Source organism: Vreelandella venusta, from assembly GCF_015689495.1.
In the GTDB taxonomy this organism is placed as follows: Bacteria; Pseudomonadota; Gammaproteobacteria; order Pseudomonadales; family Halomonadaceae; genus Vreelandella; species Vreelandella venusta.
On the sequence record NZ_CP065135.1, the window covers coordinates 127,667 to 143,857 of the forward strand.

At 54.2% G+C, this 16,191-nt stretch carries 14 protein-coding genes; all 14 read left to right on the plus strand.

Annotated features, from left to right (window positions below; genetic code table 11):
* The first annotated feature begins 39 nt into the window (after positions 1 to 39).
* The 14 genes from IR195_RS00575 to IR195_RS00640 all read left to right on the plus strand — a co-directional run bounded on the left by IR195_RS00575 (position 40) and on the right by IR195_RS00640 (position 16,168).
* The gene (locus IR195_RS00575; RefSeq protein WP_146943076.1) at positions 40 to 2,202 is read left to right on the plus strand and encodes a methyl-accepting chemotaxis protein; all 2,163 of its coding nucleotides are present in this window, start codon (positions 40 to 42) and stop codon (positions 2,200 to 2,202) included.
* Positions 2,199 to 3,071, plus strand: a complete 873-nt coding sequence (locus IR195_RS00580) for a CheR family methyltransferase (protein WP_125744845.1) — start codon at positions 2,199 to 2,201, stop codon at positions 3,069 to 3,071. The genes IR195_RS00575 and IR195_RS00580 overlap by 4 nt, the downstream gene beginning before the upstream one ends.
* Before the next feature lie 88 nt (positions 3,072 to 3,159).
* Positions 3,160 to 4,221: a protein-glutamate methylesterase/protein-glutamine glutaminase gene (locus IR195_RS00585; protein WP_089040054.1), complete on the plus strand. Its 1,062-nt coding sequence runs from the start codon at positions 3,160 to 3,162 to the stop codon at positions 4,219 to 4,221.
* 38 nt (positions 4,222 to 4,259) lie between these two features.
* Complete coding sequence (locus tag IR195_RS00590) at positions 4,260 to 5,945, plus strand: methyl-accepting chemotaxis protein (RefSeq protein ID WP_206048502.1); 1,686 nt, start codon at positions 4,260 to 4,262, stop codon at positions 5,943 to 5,945.
* Between the two features lie 131 nt (positions 5,946 to 6,076).
* On the plus strand, positions 6,077 to 6,466 hold the full coding sequence (gene cheY / locus IR195_RS00595; RefSeq protein WP_125744849.1) for a chemotaxis response regulator CheY: 390 nt from the start codon (positions 6,077 to 6,079) through the stop codon (positions 6,464 to 6,466).
* Positions 6,467 to 6,508: 42 nt separating this feature from the next.
* Positions 6,509 to 7,204 carry a protein phosphatase CheZ gene (cheZ, locus tag IR195_RS00600; protein ID WP_206048503.1) on the plus strand — a complete coding sequence of 232 codons (696 nt, stop codon included), beginning with the start codon at positions 6,509 to 6,511 and terminating at the stop codon, positions 7,202 to 7,204.
* Between the two features lie 117 nt (positions 7,205 to 7,321).
* Positions 7,322 to 8,488 (plus strand): flagellar biosynthesis protein FlhB, encoded by a 1,167-nt coding sequence (gene flhB / locus IR195_RS00605; protein ID WP_171880224.1) that lies wholly within the window; start codon positions 7,322 to 7,324, stop codon positions 8,486 to 8,488.
* Positions 8,485 to 10,569 (plus strand): flagellar biosynthesis protein FlhA, encoded by a 2,085-nt coding sequence (gene flhA, locus IR195_RS00610; protein WP_125744854.1) that lies wholly within the window; start codon positions 8,485 to 8,487, stop codon positions 10,567 to 10,569. The genes flhB and flhA overlap by 4 nt, the downstream gene beginning before the upstream one ends.
* Before the next feature lie 52 nt (positions 10,570 to 10,621).
* A complete protein-coding gene (gene flhF, locus IR195_RS00615) occupies positions 10,622 to 12,826 on the plus strand; it encodes a flagellar biosynthesis GTPase FlhF (RefSeq protein WP_206048504.1) in 2,205 nt (734 codons plus the stop codon).
* Positions 12,823 to 13,401: a hypothetical protein gene (locus tag IR195_RS00620; protein WP_206048505.1), complete on the plus strand. Its 579-nt coding sequence runs from the start codon at positions 12,823 to 12,825 to the stop codon at positions 13,399 to 13,401. Before flhF ends, IR195_RS00620 begins: the two co-directional genes overlap by 4 nt.
* Before the next feature lie 67 nt (positions 13,402 to 13,468).
* Positions 13,469 to 13,909, plus strand: a complete 441-nt coding sequence (locus IR195_RS00625) for a flagellar protein FlhE (RefSeq protein WP_241006776.1) — start codon at positions 13,469 to 13,471, stop codon at positions 13,907 to 13,909.
* Between the two features lie 26 nt (positions 13,910 to 13,935).
* Positions 13,936 to 14,637 (plus strand): RNA polymerase sigma factor FliA, encoded by a 702-nt coding sequence (locus tag IR195_RS00630; RefSeq protein ID WP_206048506.1) that lies wholly within the window; start codon positions 13,936 to 13,938, stop codon positions 14,635 to 14,637.
* A gap of 39 nt (positions 14,638 to 14,676) precedes the next feature.
* Complete coding sequence (locus IR195_RS00635; protein ID WP_089040047.1) at positions 14,677 to 15,492, plus strand: motility protein A; 816 nt, start codon at positions 14,677 to 14,679, stop codon at positions 15,490 to 15,492.
* Between the two features lie 4 nt (positions 15,493 to 15,496).
* On the plus strand, positions 15,497 to 16,168 hold the full coding sequence (locus tag IR195_RS00640; RefSeq protein ID WP_125744863.1) for an OmpA/MotB family protein: 672 nt from the start codon (positions 15,497 to 15,499) through the stop codon (positions 16,166 to 16,168).
* Positions 16,169 to 16,191: the final 23 nt, after the last annotated feature.

The following is a 16,191-nucleotide window of genomic DNA, read 5'->3' on the forward strand; positions in this document are numbered from 1 at the left end:
TGACTTCCTCGGCTTCAATACTAAAAATAAGGTAGGCGGATGCGTAATAACCAGCCAGTCACTCAGCGTGAAATTGAACTACAGAGCGATGATTTTCTCGTTTCGCGCACGGATCTTAAAGGGCGCATTACCTATGCCAACCCAGCGTTTATCGAGATCAGTGGTTTTCAGTACGAAGAGCTGATAGGTGCGCCCCATAACCTGATTCGACATCCGGATATGCCGCCAGCAGCATTTGAAAACCTGTGGCAGACCGTGAAAAGCGGTGAAACATGGCGAGGACTGGTTAAAAACCGTTGCAAGAATGGTGACCACTACTGGGTGAGTGCCAGCGTAACGCCGATTATTGAAGACGACCAGGTCGTTGGCTATGCCTCGGTCAGGGTGCAGGCAACCCGAGAGGCGATCGCCCAAGCGGAACAGGCCTACGCTGAAATCCGTGAAGGCCGTAACAAACAGCTCTATTTAGACAAGGGGAAGTTGCGCAAGAAAGGCTTAACTCAAGGTTTAAAGCGGATACGACTGGATACTCTGCGCGCTAAATTGGTTGGCATGATTGTCGTCGCTGGTGCACTGCTGTTGGTGAGTGGAGGCCTTGGGTTGTATGGCCTTAATGTCGCAGGAGAGCGGCTAGCGACGCTAAATCATGATGGCCTGCAAGATGTTATTCGCTTACAGCAAATTGACCAGACCATCGCGCAAACACGCCAGGCCATGATTGAACCAGAGCGCATGGAGCTGATTCAACAGCGCTTCGAGATGGGCGACATGATTGCCAATAGCGCGGCGACGATCGAGTCCGCTTGGCAGCAATACTACTCCCGAGATGTCAATACGACAGCGCTAGCCAGCTCCTTCAATACTCAGCTGCAAAGCTTTTTAGACAATGGCATGTTCCAGGCGGAAACCGTCTTGCAAGCAGAAGACACGTATCAAGTGTTTACCGGTTTGGACGCAGTCATCAGTGTGATGAATAACGAAGGGCGCGAACTCTCAACGATGGTGAACCAGCTCATCGCTGAAAAACAGGTGGCTGCGGAGGTAATGGCTGCTGATGCTGAGCAAGGTCAAACCCGCATGCTAAGCGCTCAGGCCGCTGTACTAGGTGTTGGCGTGCTGGCGCTTATCCTGCTTGGGGGGCTGATGTTACGTTCGATTGTTCGGCCGCTTAAAAGCGCGTCTCGCTTTACCTTGCAAATTGCGGGCGGAAACCTAGCCGCAAAAGTGCCCCCCCACCAGCGGGATGAGGTTGGGATGCTGATGGAGTCGCTGAACACTATGCGGAAAAGTTTGAGCAGCATTATCAGCGATGTAAAAGGCGGTATTAATGTGGTTACCCCAGCCGCTCGAGATATTGCCAGCGGCAATGAGGCGCTATCGTCTCGTACCGAGCAACAGGCCGCGTCGCTCCAGCAAACCGCATCCAGCATGGAAGAAATGACCACGACTGTGCGTCAAAACAGCGATAACGCTCAAGAAGCGCGTCGTCTTGCCGATAATAATGCTAAGCAAGTCACCCAGACTGGGGAGCTAATGTCGCAATTGGTCGAGAATATGCAGCGAATTACCCAAAGCTCGCAAAAAATGACTGACATCATCAATGTAATTGACTCGATTGCTTTCCAAACCAATATTCTGGCGCTCAACGCATCCGTTGAAGCCGCCAGGGCTGGTGAGCATGGGCGTGGGTTTGCGGTGGTTGCGGAAGAAGTGCGCAAGCTAGCCGGCAGAAGCGCAAGCGCCTCTCAAGAGATTCGCGTGTTGATTGATGGTTCTAATCAAGAAGTCAATGTGGGCGCTGGGCTGGTCAAACGAGCCGAAGTAGCAATTAGTGAGGTGGCCGACGCGGCGCGCAATGTTACCCAGATCATGCATGACATTTCGTCAGCGTCAGCAGAACAGAGCCACGGTATCGCTGAAGTGAACCAAGCCGTTGCCGAAATGGATCAAGCGACACAGCAGAATGCCGTTCGTGTTCAGGAAACAGCGCGCGCCGCCGTGGCATTGGAGCAGCAAGCGAGCCTATTGGCCCTGTCGGTTGAAGCGTTTCGTTTGAATCATCAGAACTCGCCAAAAGCAGCGCTTAGCCCAGCACCGACTGCTTCTCGGTCGCCAGCACTGCTCCCAGATAGCCCAACTAAACCGCCTTCATCGCCAACCACGCGGCAGTTGGCCGCAGTAGAGGAGTGGGAAGAATTTTGATCGACCAACGCGAGCGGGGAGTTGACGTCGGCCAGTGGGCATCGGGAGGGCAGATCGAACGTGATCTGGTGCTAACCGATGCTGACTTTGCGCGTATACGAGAATTGATTTACCAGCGCGCCGGAATAGTGCTTGCGGAGCATAAGCGTGAAATGGTCTACAGCCGCTTAGCCAAGCGACTGCGTCACCACGGTATTACGCGTTTTACCGACTATTTATCTCGGTTGGAGCGCCAGCCGGACGCTAGAGAGTGGGAGGCGTTTACCAACGCTTTAACCACCAACCTCACTGCTTTTTTTCGTGAGGCCCACCACTTTCCGCTATTAGCTGAGCACATTAAGAAGCAGCAAAGTCCAGTGACTATTTGGTGCTCAGCGGCGTCCACCGGAGAAGAGCCCTACTCGATTGCCATGACGCTGCTAGAAACCTTGGGGCCAAAAGCCGCCCAGGCCAAAGTCATTGCCACCGATATTGACACCGATGCACTCAGTAAAGCGCGTGCCGGTATCTACCCGCTTGAGCAGGTACGTAAATTAGATGAAGGGCGGGTTAAGCGATTTTTCCAGAAAGGCACCGGTGGTCATGCCGGCTTGGCACGTATAAGGCCGGAAGTATCATCGTTGGTGGAGTTTTTGCCGCTTAATTTGCTGGCGCCCCAATGGCCGGTAAAAGGCCCTTTCGATGCCGTTTTTTGCCGTAATATTATGATTTATTTCGATAAAGATACCCAGGCCAAGATACTAAAACGGTTTGCCCCGCTAATGAAGTCAGACGCCTTACTGTTTGCGGGACACTCGGAAAATTTTTCGTATATCAGCGATGCATTCAAGCTGCGTGGGCAAACGGTTTATACCCTCGCAAAAAAATAAATCGGTTACGTGCGTTGACTCCTTTTGGCAATCGCCTTAGCGGAGTGGGATGGCACACAGGTGGCTACCGTCATAAAGGAGGCGTGCTTTGAGCGCAGCCAAAATCAAAGTGTTGTGCGTTGATGACTCGGCGCTGATTCGTGATTTGTTAACGGAAATAATCAACTCTCAGCCGGATATGGAAGTCGTCGCCGTCGCACCAGACCCGATTGCTGCAAGGGATCTGATCAAACAACACAATCCTGATGTGCTGACATTGGACGTAGAAATGCCGCGGATGGATGGTCTTGATTTTCTGGAACGGTTAATGCGGCTGCGTCCTATGCCGGTACTTATGGTGTCATCGCTGACCCAGAGCGGCTCAGAGATCACTCTGCGTGCATTAGAGTTAGGCGCATTGGATTTTGTGGCCAAGCCCAGCTTGGGTATTCGCAGTGGCATGATGGAGTATGCAACTGAAATTACCGACAAGCTGCGCGCCGCTGCCCGCTCGCGTCCTCGCCAGGCCCGTCATAAAAATGCGCCGCCACCCACACAGCTAAAAGCACCCATGGTGTCGAGTGAGAAGCTGATTATCATTGGCGCTTCTACCGGCGGCACAGAGGCAATTCGCTCAGTGCTCGAGCCACTGCCGGCCAATGCACCGGCCATCTTGATTACTCAGCATATGCCCGGTGGCTTTACCCGCTCTTTCGCCGAGCGGCTAGATCGGTTGTGCCGAATTAGCGTCAAAGAAGCCACCGATGGCGAGCGGGTCTTGCCGGGCCATGCCTATATCGCGCCGGGTGATCAACATCTAGAGCTTGTCCGCAGTGGTGCCAACTATGTTGTGCGCTTAAATGATGGCCCGCCGGTGAATCGTCACCGTCCCTCTGTCGATGTGCTGTTTCACTCTGCTTCCAAACATGCGGGTAAAAACGCCATTGGTGTGATTTTGACCGGCATGGGCAAGGATGGCGCTGCAGGTCTTCTTGAGATGCGTGAAGCCGGGGCAGCCACCATTGCGCAAAATGAGCAAAGCTGTGTGGTGTTTGGTATGCCAAGAGAAGCCATCGCCGTCGGGGGAGCAGTCGAAGTGGTTGCGTTAGATGATATTCCATCGCGGTTAATGGCCTTAATTGCCGCTTCAGGGCGTGCTCAGCGGGTGTAACACCCCGTTACGCATCAATAAGAAAGGGGAACAAAAAAATGACACGCTCATTGCGTCATATCAGTATTCACTCTGCCGTTATTGCCGCGTTGGCTAGCTTTGTCATGCTGATAGTGGTGTTAGCTGGTATTAGCTTTATGGCAGACCGTAATGCCCAGGCTAACCTGGCAACCTATAGCCTCATCAGCAATAGCCAGCTCAACGAGATTAATCGCGCTGACTCGTTGCTTAACCAAGCGATGCTGGCCATGGAAACAGCGTCCAACTTTTTGATGGTCGGCCAAACACGCCAATCCAATGACCAGGTCGACATTGCGCTGGATCGCATTGGCCGTGCCGAACAGCGTTTTGAACGCTTCGCTGCGACGACAAACGACGCATTGGGCGAGGCATTGATAGACGACTTCCGCGCAGTGCTGGCCTTGGTCAAACAGCAGCATGCGACGTTCGAAACCATGGACATTAATGCTTTTAATCGGCTTCGCGGCGAGCTGGTTGAGCCTTTGAGCAATTTAGCCAATAGCGCCACTGCTTTTGTACAGCATGGTTTTCAGCAGGTAGATAGCATTCGTGGCGACGCTGAAGCGCAAGGCGATCTGTTTATGCTAGTCAATGCGATTGCCGTGGCAATTGCGCTATTGGTGACGGTGCTAATTTATATCGCTCTACGCCGTACGGTCATCGCGCCGTTGAATGATGCCGTAAGACGACTGGACAAAATATCTCAGGCTGACTTAACGGAGCCTGTTCCCGCATCAGGCAAAAACGAAGTGGGGCGTCTTTTTGCAGCGATGGGCACGATGCAGCAAAACCTGACGGCGATTGTGACGCGGGTTCGTGAAGGCAGTAGTGAAATTCATTACGGCACGCGAGAGATAGCCAGTGGTAATGCGGATCTGTCATCACGCACTGAGCAGCAGGCTGCCTCGATCGAAGAAACGGCCGCCAGCATGGAACAAATGACGGCCACGGTTAAACAAAATGCCGACAATGCGCGTCAGGCAAGCACGCTGGCAGCAGATGCTTCCACTACTGCCGAGCAGGGAGGCCAGGTGGTTGAGCAGGTAGTGCAGACCATGCACGGTATTTCTACCAGCTCCCAGAAAGTGGCCGATATCACCAGTGTGATCGACTCTATCGCTTTTCAAACCAATATTTTGGCGCTCAATGCCTCAGTCGAAGCGGCACGCGCTGGCGAGCAAGGGCGTGGCTTTGCCGTTGTCGCTGGAGAGGTGCGCAACTTGGCTAGCCGCAGCGCAGATGCGGCAAAAGAGATTAAAACACTGATTGATGCCTCTGTTGCACAAATCAAGCAAGGCTCTACCCTGGTAGAGCAAGCGGGCACCACTATGTCTGATGTGGTGACGGCTGTCCGTCGGGTGACCGATATTATGGATGAGATTTCTGCAGCGTCTCAGGAGCAGAGCGATGGCATTGAACAGGTCAGCCAAGCGGTAGGGCAGATGGATGAAGTGACCCAGCAAAACGCAGCGCTGGTTCAGCAAGCCTCCGCGGCGGCTATGTCGCTCGAAGAGCAAGCAAACAAGTTAGAAGAGGCGGTGGCTGTCTTTGCTTTGTTAACTAGCCAAGAGGGCGTGCAGCGTCAAGCACTGCCAGCGAGTAGCCAAGTAAACGTGCCGACTGCTAGGCCGCAGGCAGCCACTGCGCCCAGCCCTCGCCGGTCCCCAGAGCCTAGCCACCACGAAGAGTGGGAAGCGTTCTAGGCGTTTAAGGGGGTAAGAGCTGTTTTAAACTGTTTTTAAGAGCTGTTTTTAAGAGCTGTTCTAAGGACGGTTTTAAGGACGGTTTTATAAGTATCATTATGTTAGAAATAATTTGATTGAGAGGATAACCAATGGCCGATAAGAACATGAGTTTTCTGGTAGTGGACGATTTTCCCACCATGCGCCGGATCGTTCGCAGCTTGTTGAAAGAGCTTGGTTTTACCAATGTTGATGAGGCAGAAGATGGTCAGGACGCGCTGAATAAGCTGCGTGCGGGTAACTTCGAGTTCGTCGTATCTGATTGGAATATGCCAAACCTGGACGGCTTGGAAATGCTTAAAGAGATCCGCCAGGATGAAGCACTGAAAGAGCTACCCGTATTGATGGTGACCGCGGAAGCCAAAAAAGAGAACATCATCGCGGCCGCCCAAGCGGGCGCTAATGGCTACGTCGTCAAGCCGTTTACAGCAGCCACACTCGAAGAAAAGCTAAATAAGATCTTCGATAAGATGGGTAAATGAAGCGGCTGCGCCTGAATGCTCGGTTAACGAGGAGACAACACGATGAGTCAGCATGAGCAGGATAGCGCTACCCAGCTATCTGAAGAAGCCGCTGAAGACCTGATCTTTCGCATCGGCAAACTGACCCGCATGTTGCGCGACAACATGCGAGAGCTGGGTCTGGACAAAGAGATCGAGAAAGCAGCGGAAGCAATTCCTGACGCGCGTGACCGATTGCATTACGTCGCTACCATGACTGAGCAGGCAGCTGAACGTGCATTAAATGCCATTGATCGCGCTCAGCCATTACAAGACCAACTCTCTGACCGTGCTGAAGCGCTTGATAAGCGCTGGGCTGAGTGGTTTGAAGCACCCCAAGAGTTGGACGATGCCAAGGCTCTGGTAAAAGAGACACGCACCTACCTAAGCGATGTGCCAGCCATTGCGGCCGCGACCAATAAAGAGCTGCTCGATATTATGATGGCTCAGGATTTTCAAGATCTTACTGGCCAAGTCATCAAAAAGATGATGGATGTCATTCGAGAAATTGAGCATCAGTTGGTGCAAGTGCTGATCGATAACGTTCCGGGAGCTCATGCCCGTGAGTCGATGCAGCGTAAGGCAGAAGATCAATGGAAAAATGACAACGCACGCCGTAATGAAGAGCTGTTGAATGGCCCACAGGTGAAGGACAATGCGCCTGATATCGTCACGGGTCAGGATCAGGTCGACGACTTATTGGACGAATTAGGCTTTTAATGCGTTGTTATTAAGACATTGTGAAAGGCAGTATCTGGCACTATAGGCATTTGTTCAGCCGCCCCACGGGGCGGCTGAATTTATGATAAGCCACGCAAGATACCGCCGGATGGCCGCATGGCAGATAACGACAGCGATCAGGAAAAGACGGAAGAGGCCACGCCCCGACGCTTAGAAAAAGCTCGGGAAGAGGGCCAAGTGCCCCGGTCTCGAGAACTGGCGACCTTTTTGCTGCTATTCGGCGGTGTGCTTGGACTGTGGAGCATGGGGCAAATGCTCTATGACCAGTTGGGCATGGTGATGGAGCAAGCCTTCTTGTTCGAGCGCCGTCATGCCATGGAAAGTACCCCGATGCTGGTCAATGCGCTGGATCTGGGGCAGCGTACGCTATTTGCAATGCTGCCGCTGTTCTTACTGTTGACGGTGATCGCACTGGTTGCTCCGGCATTACTTGGGGGATGGTTAGTCTCGGCAAAATCCATGCAGCCCAAACTGTCGAAGCTAAACCCTGTGAAAGGGTTAAAGCGTATTTTTTCGTCCCAGGCGTTGATTGAGTTAACCAAAGCGATTGCCAAATCAATCCTGGTCGGCGGCATTGCAGCGGCGTTTTTGTACGCCAACCTGGGTAAGTTCATGGGGCTAATGAATCAGCCCATTCAACAAGCATTGGCGACCGCATTGAATATGTCGGCGCTAGCCGCTGGCTTGATCGTTTTATCGCTAGTGGTGGTTATTTTAATTGATGTGCCTTTTCAGCTTTGGAGCAACGCCAAAAAGCTGCGTATGAGCAAGGAAGAGGTTAAGCGAGAGCACAAAGAGTCGGAAGGCGACCCCCACGTCAAGGGGCGTATTCGCCAGCAGCAGCAAGCAATGGCCAGAGGGCGGATGATGAGTAAAGTGCCTGACGCCGACGTCATTATCACCAACCCAACCCATTATGCGGTGGCCCTAGCGTACAAGGAAGGTAGTATGGGCGCCCCAAGGCTAGTGGCCAAGGGGGCCGATGCCGTGGCCGCCCGTATCCGCGAAATTGGCCTGGAAGCTGGTGTGCCGAGACTGGAAGCAGCCCCTTTGGCGCGCGCTCTGTATCATCACGTGGATTTAGACGCGGAAGTGCCTGCGGAACTGTATACCGCAGTGGCTGAAGTGATGGCTTGGGCTTTCCGCTTGAAGCAGGTCGCACAACAAGGAGGCGAGGTGCCCCCAACCCCAGACAATTTATCGGTTCCCCCTGAAATGGAACGTTCCAATCGGGATGCCGGTGGCAGCGAGGCGCAACCATGAAAGGCTTAAGCCAGTTGATCAATCAGCGCGATTGGATAGGCGATGTGCGCATGAAGTTGCTCGCAGGGCCGCTGCTGATTCTGATGATCTTGGGCATGATGATTCTGCCCTTGCCGCCCTTCGCGCTCGATTTGCTGTTCACGTTTAATATCGCACTGGCCATCATGGTGCTGCTGGTCAGCATGTTTGCAGAAAAGCCACTCGACTTTGCCGCTTTTCCTGCGGTGCTGTTGTTTACCACGCTATTACGGCTATCGCTCAATGTGGCCTCGACCCGTGTTGTACTGATGGAAGGCCACCAAGGTGGAGATGCGGCCGGTAAAGTCATCGAAGCGTTTGGTACTTTCCTGGTCGGCGGTAATTTTGCCGTTGGCCTGGTGGTCTTTTTGATCCTGGTGATCATCAACTTCATGGTTATTACCAAAGGGGCTGGGCGTATTGCCGAAGTGGGCGCTCGCTTTATGCTGGATGCCATGCCCGGCAAACAGATGGCGATTGATGCGGATCTGAACGCAGGCTTGATTGGTGAAGAGGACGCTAAAAAGCGGCGCGCTGAAGTCGCCCAGGAAGCAGATTTTTATGGCTCGATGGATGGTGCGAGCAAGTTTGTGCGTGGTGATGCCATGGCTGGCTTGGTCATCATGGTGGTCAATATTATCGGTGGGTTATTGATCGGTATGATGCAGCACGATATGGGGTTTGCTGATGCCGCCCGTACGTATACCTTGCTAACTATTGGCGATGGCCTAGTGGCTCAGATTCCTGCGCTGGTGATTTCAACCGCCGCCGGTGTGACTGTATCGCGCGTCAACACTGACCAAGATGTTGGTCAGCAAATGATCAGCCAGCTGTTTATTAACCCTCAGGTCATGATCCTATCTGCGATGGTGATGGGGCTGCTGGGTATGGTGCCCGGTATGCCAAACCTGGTATTTCTGATTTTCACAGCCTTACTGGCGGGTTTAGCGTGGTATTTGATTCGCCAAAAAGAGCAAGCGTTGTTAAAAGAGGAAATTTCCGCAGTACCACTGCCCCAACAAGAGTCACCAGAAGCCAGTTGGGAAGATGTGCAGCTGGTTGATACGCTGGGGCTTGAGGTGGGACATCGACTTATTCCTCTAGTGGACTCCCGCCAGAAAGGGGAGCTGTTGGCCAGAATTAAAAGTGTGCGCAAGAAATTTGCCCAAGAAGTTGGGTTCTTACCTCCTGTGGTGCATATACGCGATAACCTGGAACTGCCGCCGAATACCTACGTACTCTCTATGAAAGGTGCAGAAATAGGCCGTGCGGATGCACAGCCGGGCAAGTGGCTGGCAATCGACCCAGGTCAGGTATCAGGAGAATTACAGGGGACGCCCACCCAAGACCCGGCCTTCGGTTTGCCTGCTATCTGGATCGATGCCAATCAGCGTGAACACGCCCAGGTGTACGGCTATACCGTGGTGGATGCCAGCACGGTCATTGCTACTCACTTGAATCACCTGCTGCATCGCCACTCGCCAGAAATGCTGGGGCGGCAAGAAGTGCAAAAGCTGCTTGATAAGCTGGGTGAGGATCAAAAGTCGCTGGTCGAAGAGGTGGTGCCGAAAGCCATTTCGCTGACTGTACTGCAGCGTATTCTGCAAAATCTGCTGGATGAAGATGTCTCGATACGCGATATGCGCACGGTGTTGGATACCCTGGCAGAGCATGCTGGTCAGCAAAAAGATGCTAATGAATTGACCGCACTGGTGCGCATTGCCTTGGGGCGTGCGATTACCCAGCAGTGGTTTGCTGGCCAGGAAACGCTCAACGTGATGGGGCTTGATGCCCAGTTAGAGCAAGTGCTTATGCAGGCCATGAATGGTAACGGTGCGATGGAGCCAGGGCTGGCTGATACGCTTATGACGCAGGCACAAGAGGCCCTGGAGCGTCATGAAGGTAGCGGTGAAGCACCGGTGCTGGTTGTGCAGCACTCGCTGCGTGCTGTGCTAGCGCGTTTCTTACGTCGGCGCGTGCGTCATCTGGTGGTGATGTCTCAAGCAGAAATACCGGATGACCGTACGTTACGAGTCACTACGGTCGTAGGAGGGCGGGCGTGAGTTTGCTGCAGAACACCCGTTCCAAACCATCAAACAGAGGCGCAGGTAACACATGAGCGTGAGACGATTTGTTGGAGCAAACAGCCGCGATGTGATGCGCCAAGTGCGCGAAACATTAGGCGATGACGCTTTAATTATCGCCAATCGCCGTATCGAGGATGGGGTTGAAATATTGGCGATGGCGGACGAGGCGGTCGATCATTTTGAACCTTCCCCAGCGTCGCCACCTACCCCAGCTGCCCAAGTTGCCTTTTCAGCGCGAGATGCAGATCCGCTGCAGGCAATGAGTGAACGCTTGCTGCGCGAGATGCAAGAAATGCGGGAGCTGCTTGCCCAGCGTCAATCAGCTGACGATGCGCCCGCTTCAGCACTCACTGACGACTCTTTCTCCCGTTTGCGCCAACAGCTGCTTAGCGTTGGGTTCAGCGAAGAGCTCAGCGACGAAGTACTGGCGGCGTTGCCGGCGCCCTTGGCTCAGCCGGATGCCGATAGCGCACTTGCGCTGGAGTGGCTGCGTGGGCAGCTAATGGCACGGTTGCCGGTACTGAAAGAAGAAACCGGATTTTTCGATCAAGCAGGAATTGTCGCGCTGGTGGGGCCTACGGGAGTGGGGAAAACCACCACCACTGCGAAACTAGCAGCACGTTTTGTGATGCGTCACGGTACGCGCCCTGTGGCCCTTGTCACTACCGATAGCTTTCGTATTGGTGCCCATGAGCAGCTAAGAATTTATGCCCGCCTGCTTGATACCCCCATGTATGCCTTAGACGCCGAGCAGCCGATTGATGAGCTAGTCGGACGACTGCAGGGTAAGCAGTGGGTGATTATCGATACCGTCGGTATGAGTCAGCGTGACCAGCGAGTGATTGAGCAGATTGCCCATTTGCAGGGCGGGCAAGCGTCCGTCCGCTTAGTGCTGCTGTTGAATGCAGCCAGCCAGCCTGAAACCTTGGAAGAGGTCGTGTTGCGCTATCGCCAAGCCGCACGGGCGGCTGGCGCTGAGTTAGATGATTGCATTATTACCAAGCAGGACGAAGCTGGCCGGTTAGCCCCCGTGCTAGATATTGTCATACGCCATGGTTTACGCGTGCTGTTTGGTTCGTACGGGCAGCGTGTTCCAGAAGATATGGCGGTTGCGGACCCTACTGCACTGATTGATCAAGCGCTTAATAGCCCATTGGGGAGAGTGCGTGAAGAGCGGCGCTCCGCCGCCGTTTCGCAGCCTCACTCGGTGAGTTTGCCGCGCTGGTCGCGAGACGTGCTGGGGCAAGGGCGCCGTCTCAGCTCTGTACTGACGCGACTACGTGACAGGATTATTGGATTTTCAGCGTTAGAGTCGATATGGGATATCGCCTCCTTACCGGGCGTGCTGCAAGACAAACGCTTGGATGCACTGCTAGCTAGCGAGCCCTGCGCGGATAAGGGGCTGGGCATGGCATGGTCTCCCCGCCGTAATGAGCGAGGCTGTGACTGGTCGATGCCTGATCTTGGGCTAGACGCTGATGGCGGTTGGCTCGCGCTAACCAGCCTACAGCACCGTCAGCCCGCTGGTTGGCAGTCACGGCTGCTGCACCAGGGCGAAGCGATGGGGGCCGCCGTACATCTGCTCCCCGTGTTTCCCGATCCCGCCACGTTAGCGTGGCTAGAAGCCCAACACTTGACCTGGATCACGCAAGTAGCTGCCACTCAGCGGGTATACTGTCAGGGCGAGCGTTATGCCCAGCGCCAGCTGCTCAAAGATAGCCCGCTCACTCATCACACTGATCTGCGTTTTCGTGGCCAAACGGCGCAGCTATGGCACACCCACACTGCTGTGGAGGATGCCGCTGGTACACCGCTGTTGGCATGGGTTGGTGAAGTTCGCGATCCAGAAAATGGCAAACGCATCGCGCGTCGCTACTGGTTAACACCTGCTCGATTAGGTACAGATGTGCGCTCGCTGCTGGTTATCCAGCTGCAAAGCGATGGGGTGTCTAGCCTAACCAAACGCGCTTGGCAGCAGTTGAAAGATGCGGATGATGGCGAAGTAAGCACAGAGGTACGCTTATTGATGGCTAGCGGTGTCGCCGCTGCAGCGGGACACTTAGATAGCGCCACTGATGACGCTGCGATAGCGCTGCGTTCCGATTTGTTAAGGTTGCTGGGCACCACGCGTAAGCGGCGCGATAAGGCGATGCTAGATGCGCTTGTTCACGCGTTTATGGCCCGTGACGCCATTCGCCAGCTCAGCAGCGTTAGCCGTGAGGGACTGGCATGAGTGCCCAGGATCAGGCAGCGGGCCTGCGCAAGTGGGCAGATTTACAGCGCCAGCAGCGCCAAGCAGAGTCAGTTGAGAGTGACCCCACGGGAGACGAACTTGCGGCTGAGCCACTGGCCGCTATGACCGATTCTTTAACGGTGCTGCCAACTGCTGCCCAAGCGCCAACCACCGCACCGCCTTCGGTGCCGCAGAAGCCGCTTATCGTGATCGGTATGCCTAACGGTGGCGATCAGCAGGTGGCAAGAGTAAAAGGACGCCTAGCTCAATGGGCAGTATTGGGGCGACGTTGGGCGGGTGACCCGGATGATTGGGATATTCACATCGTCAATGCGGGTGCCGCTAATCTTGGTCAACTGAAAGAGCGCTTTCCGCGCTGGGCGTTATGGATTAATAGTGATGCCGATGCTTTCGCACAGATGTACCGCTCGTTGCGGCAAGTGCAGGAAAACGGTGGTCCTAGACAGCTGCTGGCACTGCACGAGCCAGATTTGCCGCGCCGAGGTCTACTCGATAACCTGCGCGAAGCAGCCAGCTATTACTTGGATATAGAGCTTTTACTGCTGGCGCGATGACAGCTAGCCTGACGCTATGTAGCCGTGCTTTAACAGCCGCAATCAAGCGCCTCTATAGGGAGTAACAATGTCGATGCTCGCTGACTTCAAGGTCGCTACCTGCAAAGCCGACAGGCTGCTCAAAAGCGTGTTGATGGTGGCGCTAAGCGTCATCGCCATGCGTGTTTACGCCGCGACGGGCAGTTGGAGTAGTGAGGTGCCCAGCGTACTGGTCGCGATGAGTGAACGAGCTGTCAGTAGCCAGCCCATTCAACCACCAGCAGGGGCTCCGGTAGAGAACGCCGCGATAGAGCGTATTCATTGGCGTTTTCAAATGCCGGTCAATGCGCCGGTTAACGCCTGGCTATGCCACCCTGAGCAGTGTGTTTCTTTGACGGCTATGCGGGGGTCAACCACGGCGCTAGCCGGTAAATCGGTTAATGGACCGCTGTACTTGCGTTTTGCGTTGACGCCAGGCCAGCGCCCGGTACGGGTACAGGGACTGCAAGTGATTGTGAATTACCAGTGAACAGAGTTCAGCCGTGAGGCACGAGGATGTATACAGCACAAGGCAGGATTAAACAGGGCGAGTTGTTAAACCAATACATGCCACTGGTAAGACGTCAGGCCTTAACGCTGCAGGTAAGACTACCCGCAAGTATTGAGTTGGATGATCTTATTCAAGCCGGCATGGTGGGCTTATTAGAAGCACTAGGGCGTTTTGATGCGACCCAAGGAGCAACGTTCGCCACGTTTGCAAGCCAGCGTATTCGCGGCGCCATGATGGATGAGCTGCGCACACGTGATTGGTTGCCACGTAGTGTGCGCCGCTCTGCCAGAGCCGTGGATGATGCGGTGCGCCGCCTTGAGCAGCAGCTAGGACGTCCGCCGGAAGAGGGTGAAATCGCGCGTGATCTGGATATGCCGCTTAGCGAGTATCAGCAATTGCTCAATGATACGAACAGTGGCCAGCTGTTGCCCTTTGAAGAATTGGTGGCCGAAGGGGTCGAGTCGGTGAAAGAAGAAGCCACGAATCTGCCCTTCGATCAGTTTCTAGATCAGCAGCAGCGACAGTCGTTAATTGACGCGATTGACGCCTTACCTGAGCGTGAAAAGCTACTGATGGCGCTGTATTACCAAGAAGAGCTGAACCTTAAAGAGGTTGGGGCGGTGCTGGGTGTGACCGAATCCCGTGTCTCCCAGCTTCACAGCCAGGCGATTAGCAGGCTTCGTGCTCGCTTATATGACACCGCCTAACGTCACTATTAATCACGAATAACCGGCGAGGAGCCGTTGATGAACCCATCTACGCTGATCGGTATTTTTGCCAGCATGCTGTTGCTGGTAAGCGTACTGTTTTTTACTGCAGAGTCGCCAGAAAGCTTTATCAATCTGCCGGGGCTAGCCATTGTAGTAACGGGCACCTTGGCGGCCACCTTTATTAGTTATCCGCTGAAAGAAGTGCTACGCGTGGTGCGCCTGGTGGGATTGGTGTTTCGGCGTGAAAACACTTATGTGCGCGATGATATCAACGAACTGGTGTCCATGGCGCGCTTGTGGTTTAAAGGCGATGTCAGGGCGGTTGAAAAGGAGCTAGAGCACACTCGCAACCCCTTTTTGCGCACCGGGATCCAGCTGGTCATTGCGAACACGAAAGAAGACGAAATTTTCGATATGCTGCGCTGGCGCATCGCACGATTAAAAGCACGCGAGCATGCTGAGGCGCAGATATTCCGCACTATGGCCACCTACGCGCCCGCGTTTGGCATGATTGGCACCTTGGTGGGACTGGTCAATATGCTGGAAGTAATGGATGCGGGCGACCTTGACGTTATTGGCCCGCGCATGGCGGTAGCTCTGCTGACAACATTCTACGGTATTCTGCTCGCTAACTTGGTGTTCAAACCGATTGCCGTCAAGCTAGAACGGCGCACGGAAGAGCGCCTTATCACCATGAATATGGTGCTGGAAGGTATTTCGTTAATTACCAAGCGGCGACTGCCTTCTTTTATTGAAGAAACGCTCAACTCCTTCGTGGCTAACTATCATGACGAAATCCGTGACGCCGCTGTAAAACCGCGGCCAACGGTTAGCTCTGCGGCAAAAGGGTAGCGCCATGCTAGATCGTGACTCACGGCACGCGCTGGAATTGCCCACTGTGCCAGGGGAGGGCGATGAGGGGTGGCTAACGAGCTATTTAGACGTATTAACGCTGTTAATCACGCTGTTTGTCTTACTGCTTGCGTTGACGCCGCCGGGGGGAGGGGCTGCTTTTGAACGCGATAGAGTGCATTCTATAAGTGCGATCGCCTCGCTTCCGTTGGCCAGCTTGGCAACTGGTATTCACCCCCGGCACAGCGGGCTAAAGCCGCAAATGGCTGAGCTGAATATCCCAGGAGTTAGTGTCTCTCAGGGTGAAGAAGGTGTTACGCTGCGCATCGACGATAGCTTGCTTTTCCCTAGCGGTGACGCCGTGCTAACGCCCCAGGGGCAAGATGTGTTAGAAAGCCTTCTGGCAGTGCTGGCATCCTTTGAGGGGCAAATTTCAGTCGAAGGGCATACGGATAATGTTCCCATCGCTACCTCTCGCTTTCCCTCAAATTGGGATCTCTCGGTAGGACGCGCCATTGCGGTGGTCCAGTATCTTGAGCGCCAGGGAGTTGCTATTTCACGTATGCGGGCAGTCGGCTATGCCGATACCCAACCCATGGAAAGTAACGCTACACCGGAAGGCAGATCTGCCAACCGGCGCGTCGAACTGCTGCTAAGGCAGCAGGCTGAGGGGTAAAGAGATTTCTTGAGGCCATCTCT

Bases quoted from the DNA above. Each gene is read 5' to 3' on its own strand.
- IR195_RS00575 (WP_146943076.1), top strand. From the start codon at position 40: ATGCGTAATAACCAGCCAGTCACTCAGCGTGAAATTGAACTACAGAGC.
- IR195_RS00590 (WP_206048502.1), top strand. From the start codon at position 4,260: ATGACACGCTCATTGCGTCATATCAGTATTCACTCTGCCGTTATTGCC.
- cheY (WP_125744849.1), top strand. From the start codon at position 6,077: ATGGCCGATAAGAACATGAGTTTTCTGGTAGTGGACGATTTTCCCACC.
- cheZ (WP_206048503.1), top strand. From the start codon at position 6,509: ATGAGTCAGCATGAGCAGGATAGCGCTACCCAGCTATCTGAAGAAGCC.
- flhB (WP_171880224.1), top strand. From the start codon at position 7,322: ATGGCAGATAACGACAGCGATCAGGAAAAGACGGAAGAGGCCACGCCC.
- flhA (WP_125744854.1), top strand. From the start codon at position 8,485: ATGAAAGGCTTAAGCCAGTTGATCAATCAGCGCGATTGGATAGGCGAT.
- flhF (WP_206048504.1), top strand. From the start codon at position 10,622: ATGAGCGTGAGACGATTTGTTGGAGCAAACAGCCGCGATGTGATGCGC.
- IR195_RS00620 (WP_206048505.1), top strand. From the start codon at position 12,823: ATGAGTGCCCAGGATCAGGCAGCGGGCCTGCGCAAGTGGGCAGATTTA.
- IR195_RS00625 (WP_241006776.1), top strand. From the start codon at position 13,469: ATGTCGATGCTCGCTGACTTCAAGGTCGCTACCTGCAAAGCCGACAGG.
- IR195_RS00630 (WP_206048506.1), top strand. From the start codon at position 13,936: ATGTATACAGCACAAGGCAGGATTAAACAGGGCGAGTTGTTAAACCAA.
- IR195_RS00635 (WP_089040047.1), top strand. From the start codon at position 14,677: ATGAACCCATCTACGCTGATCGGTATTTTTGCCAGCATGCTGTTGCTG.
- IR195_RS00640 (WP_125744863.1), top strand. From the start codon at position 15,497: ATGCTAGATCGTGACTCACGGCACGCGCTGGAATTGCCCACTGTGCCA.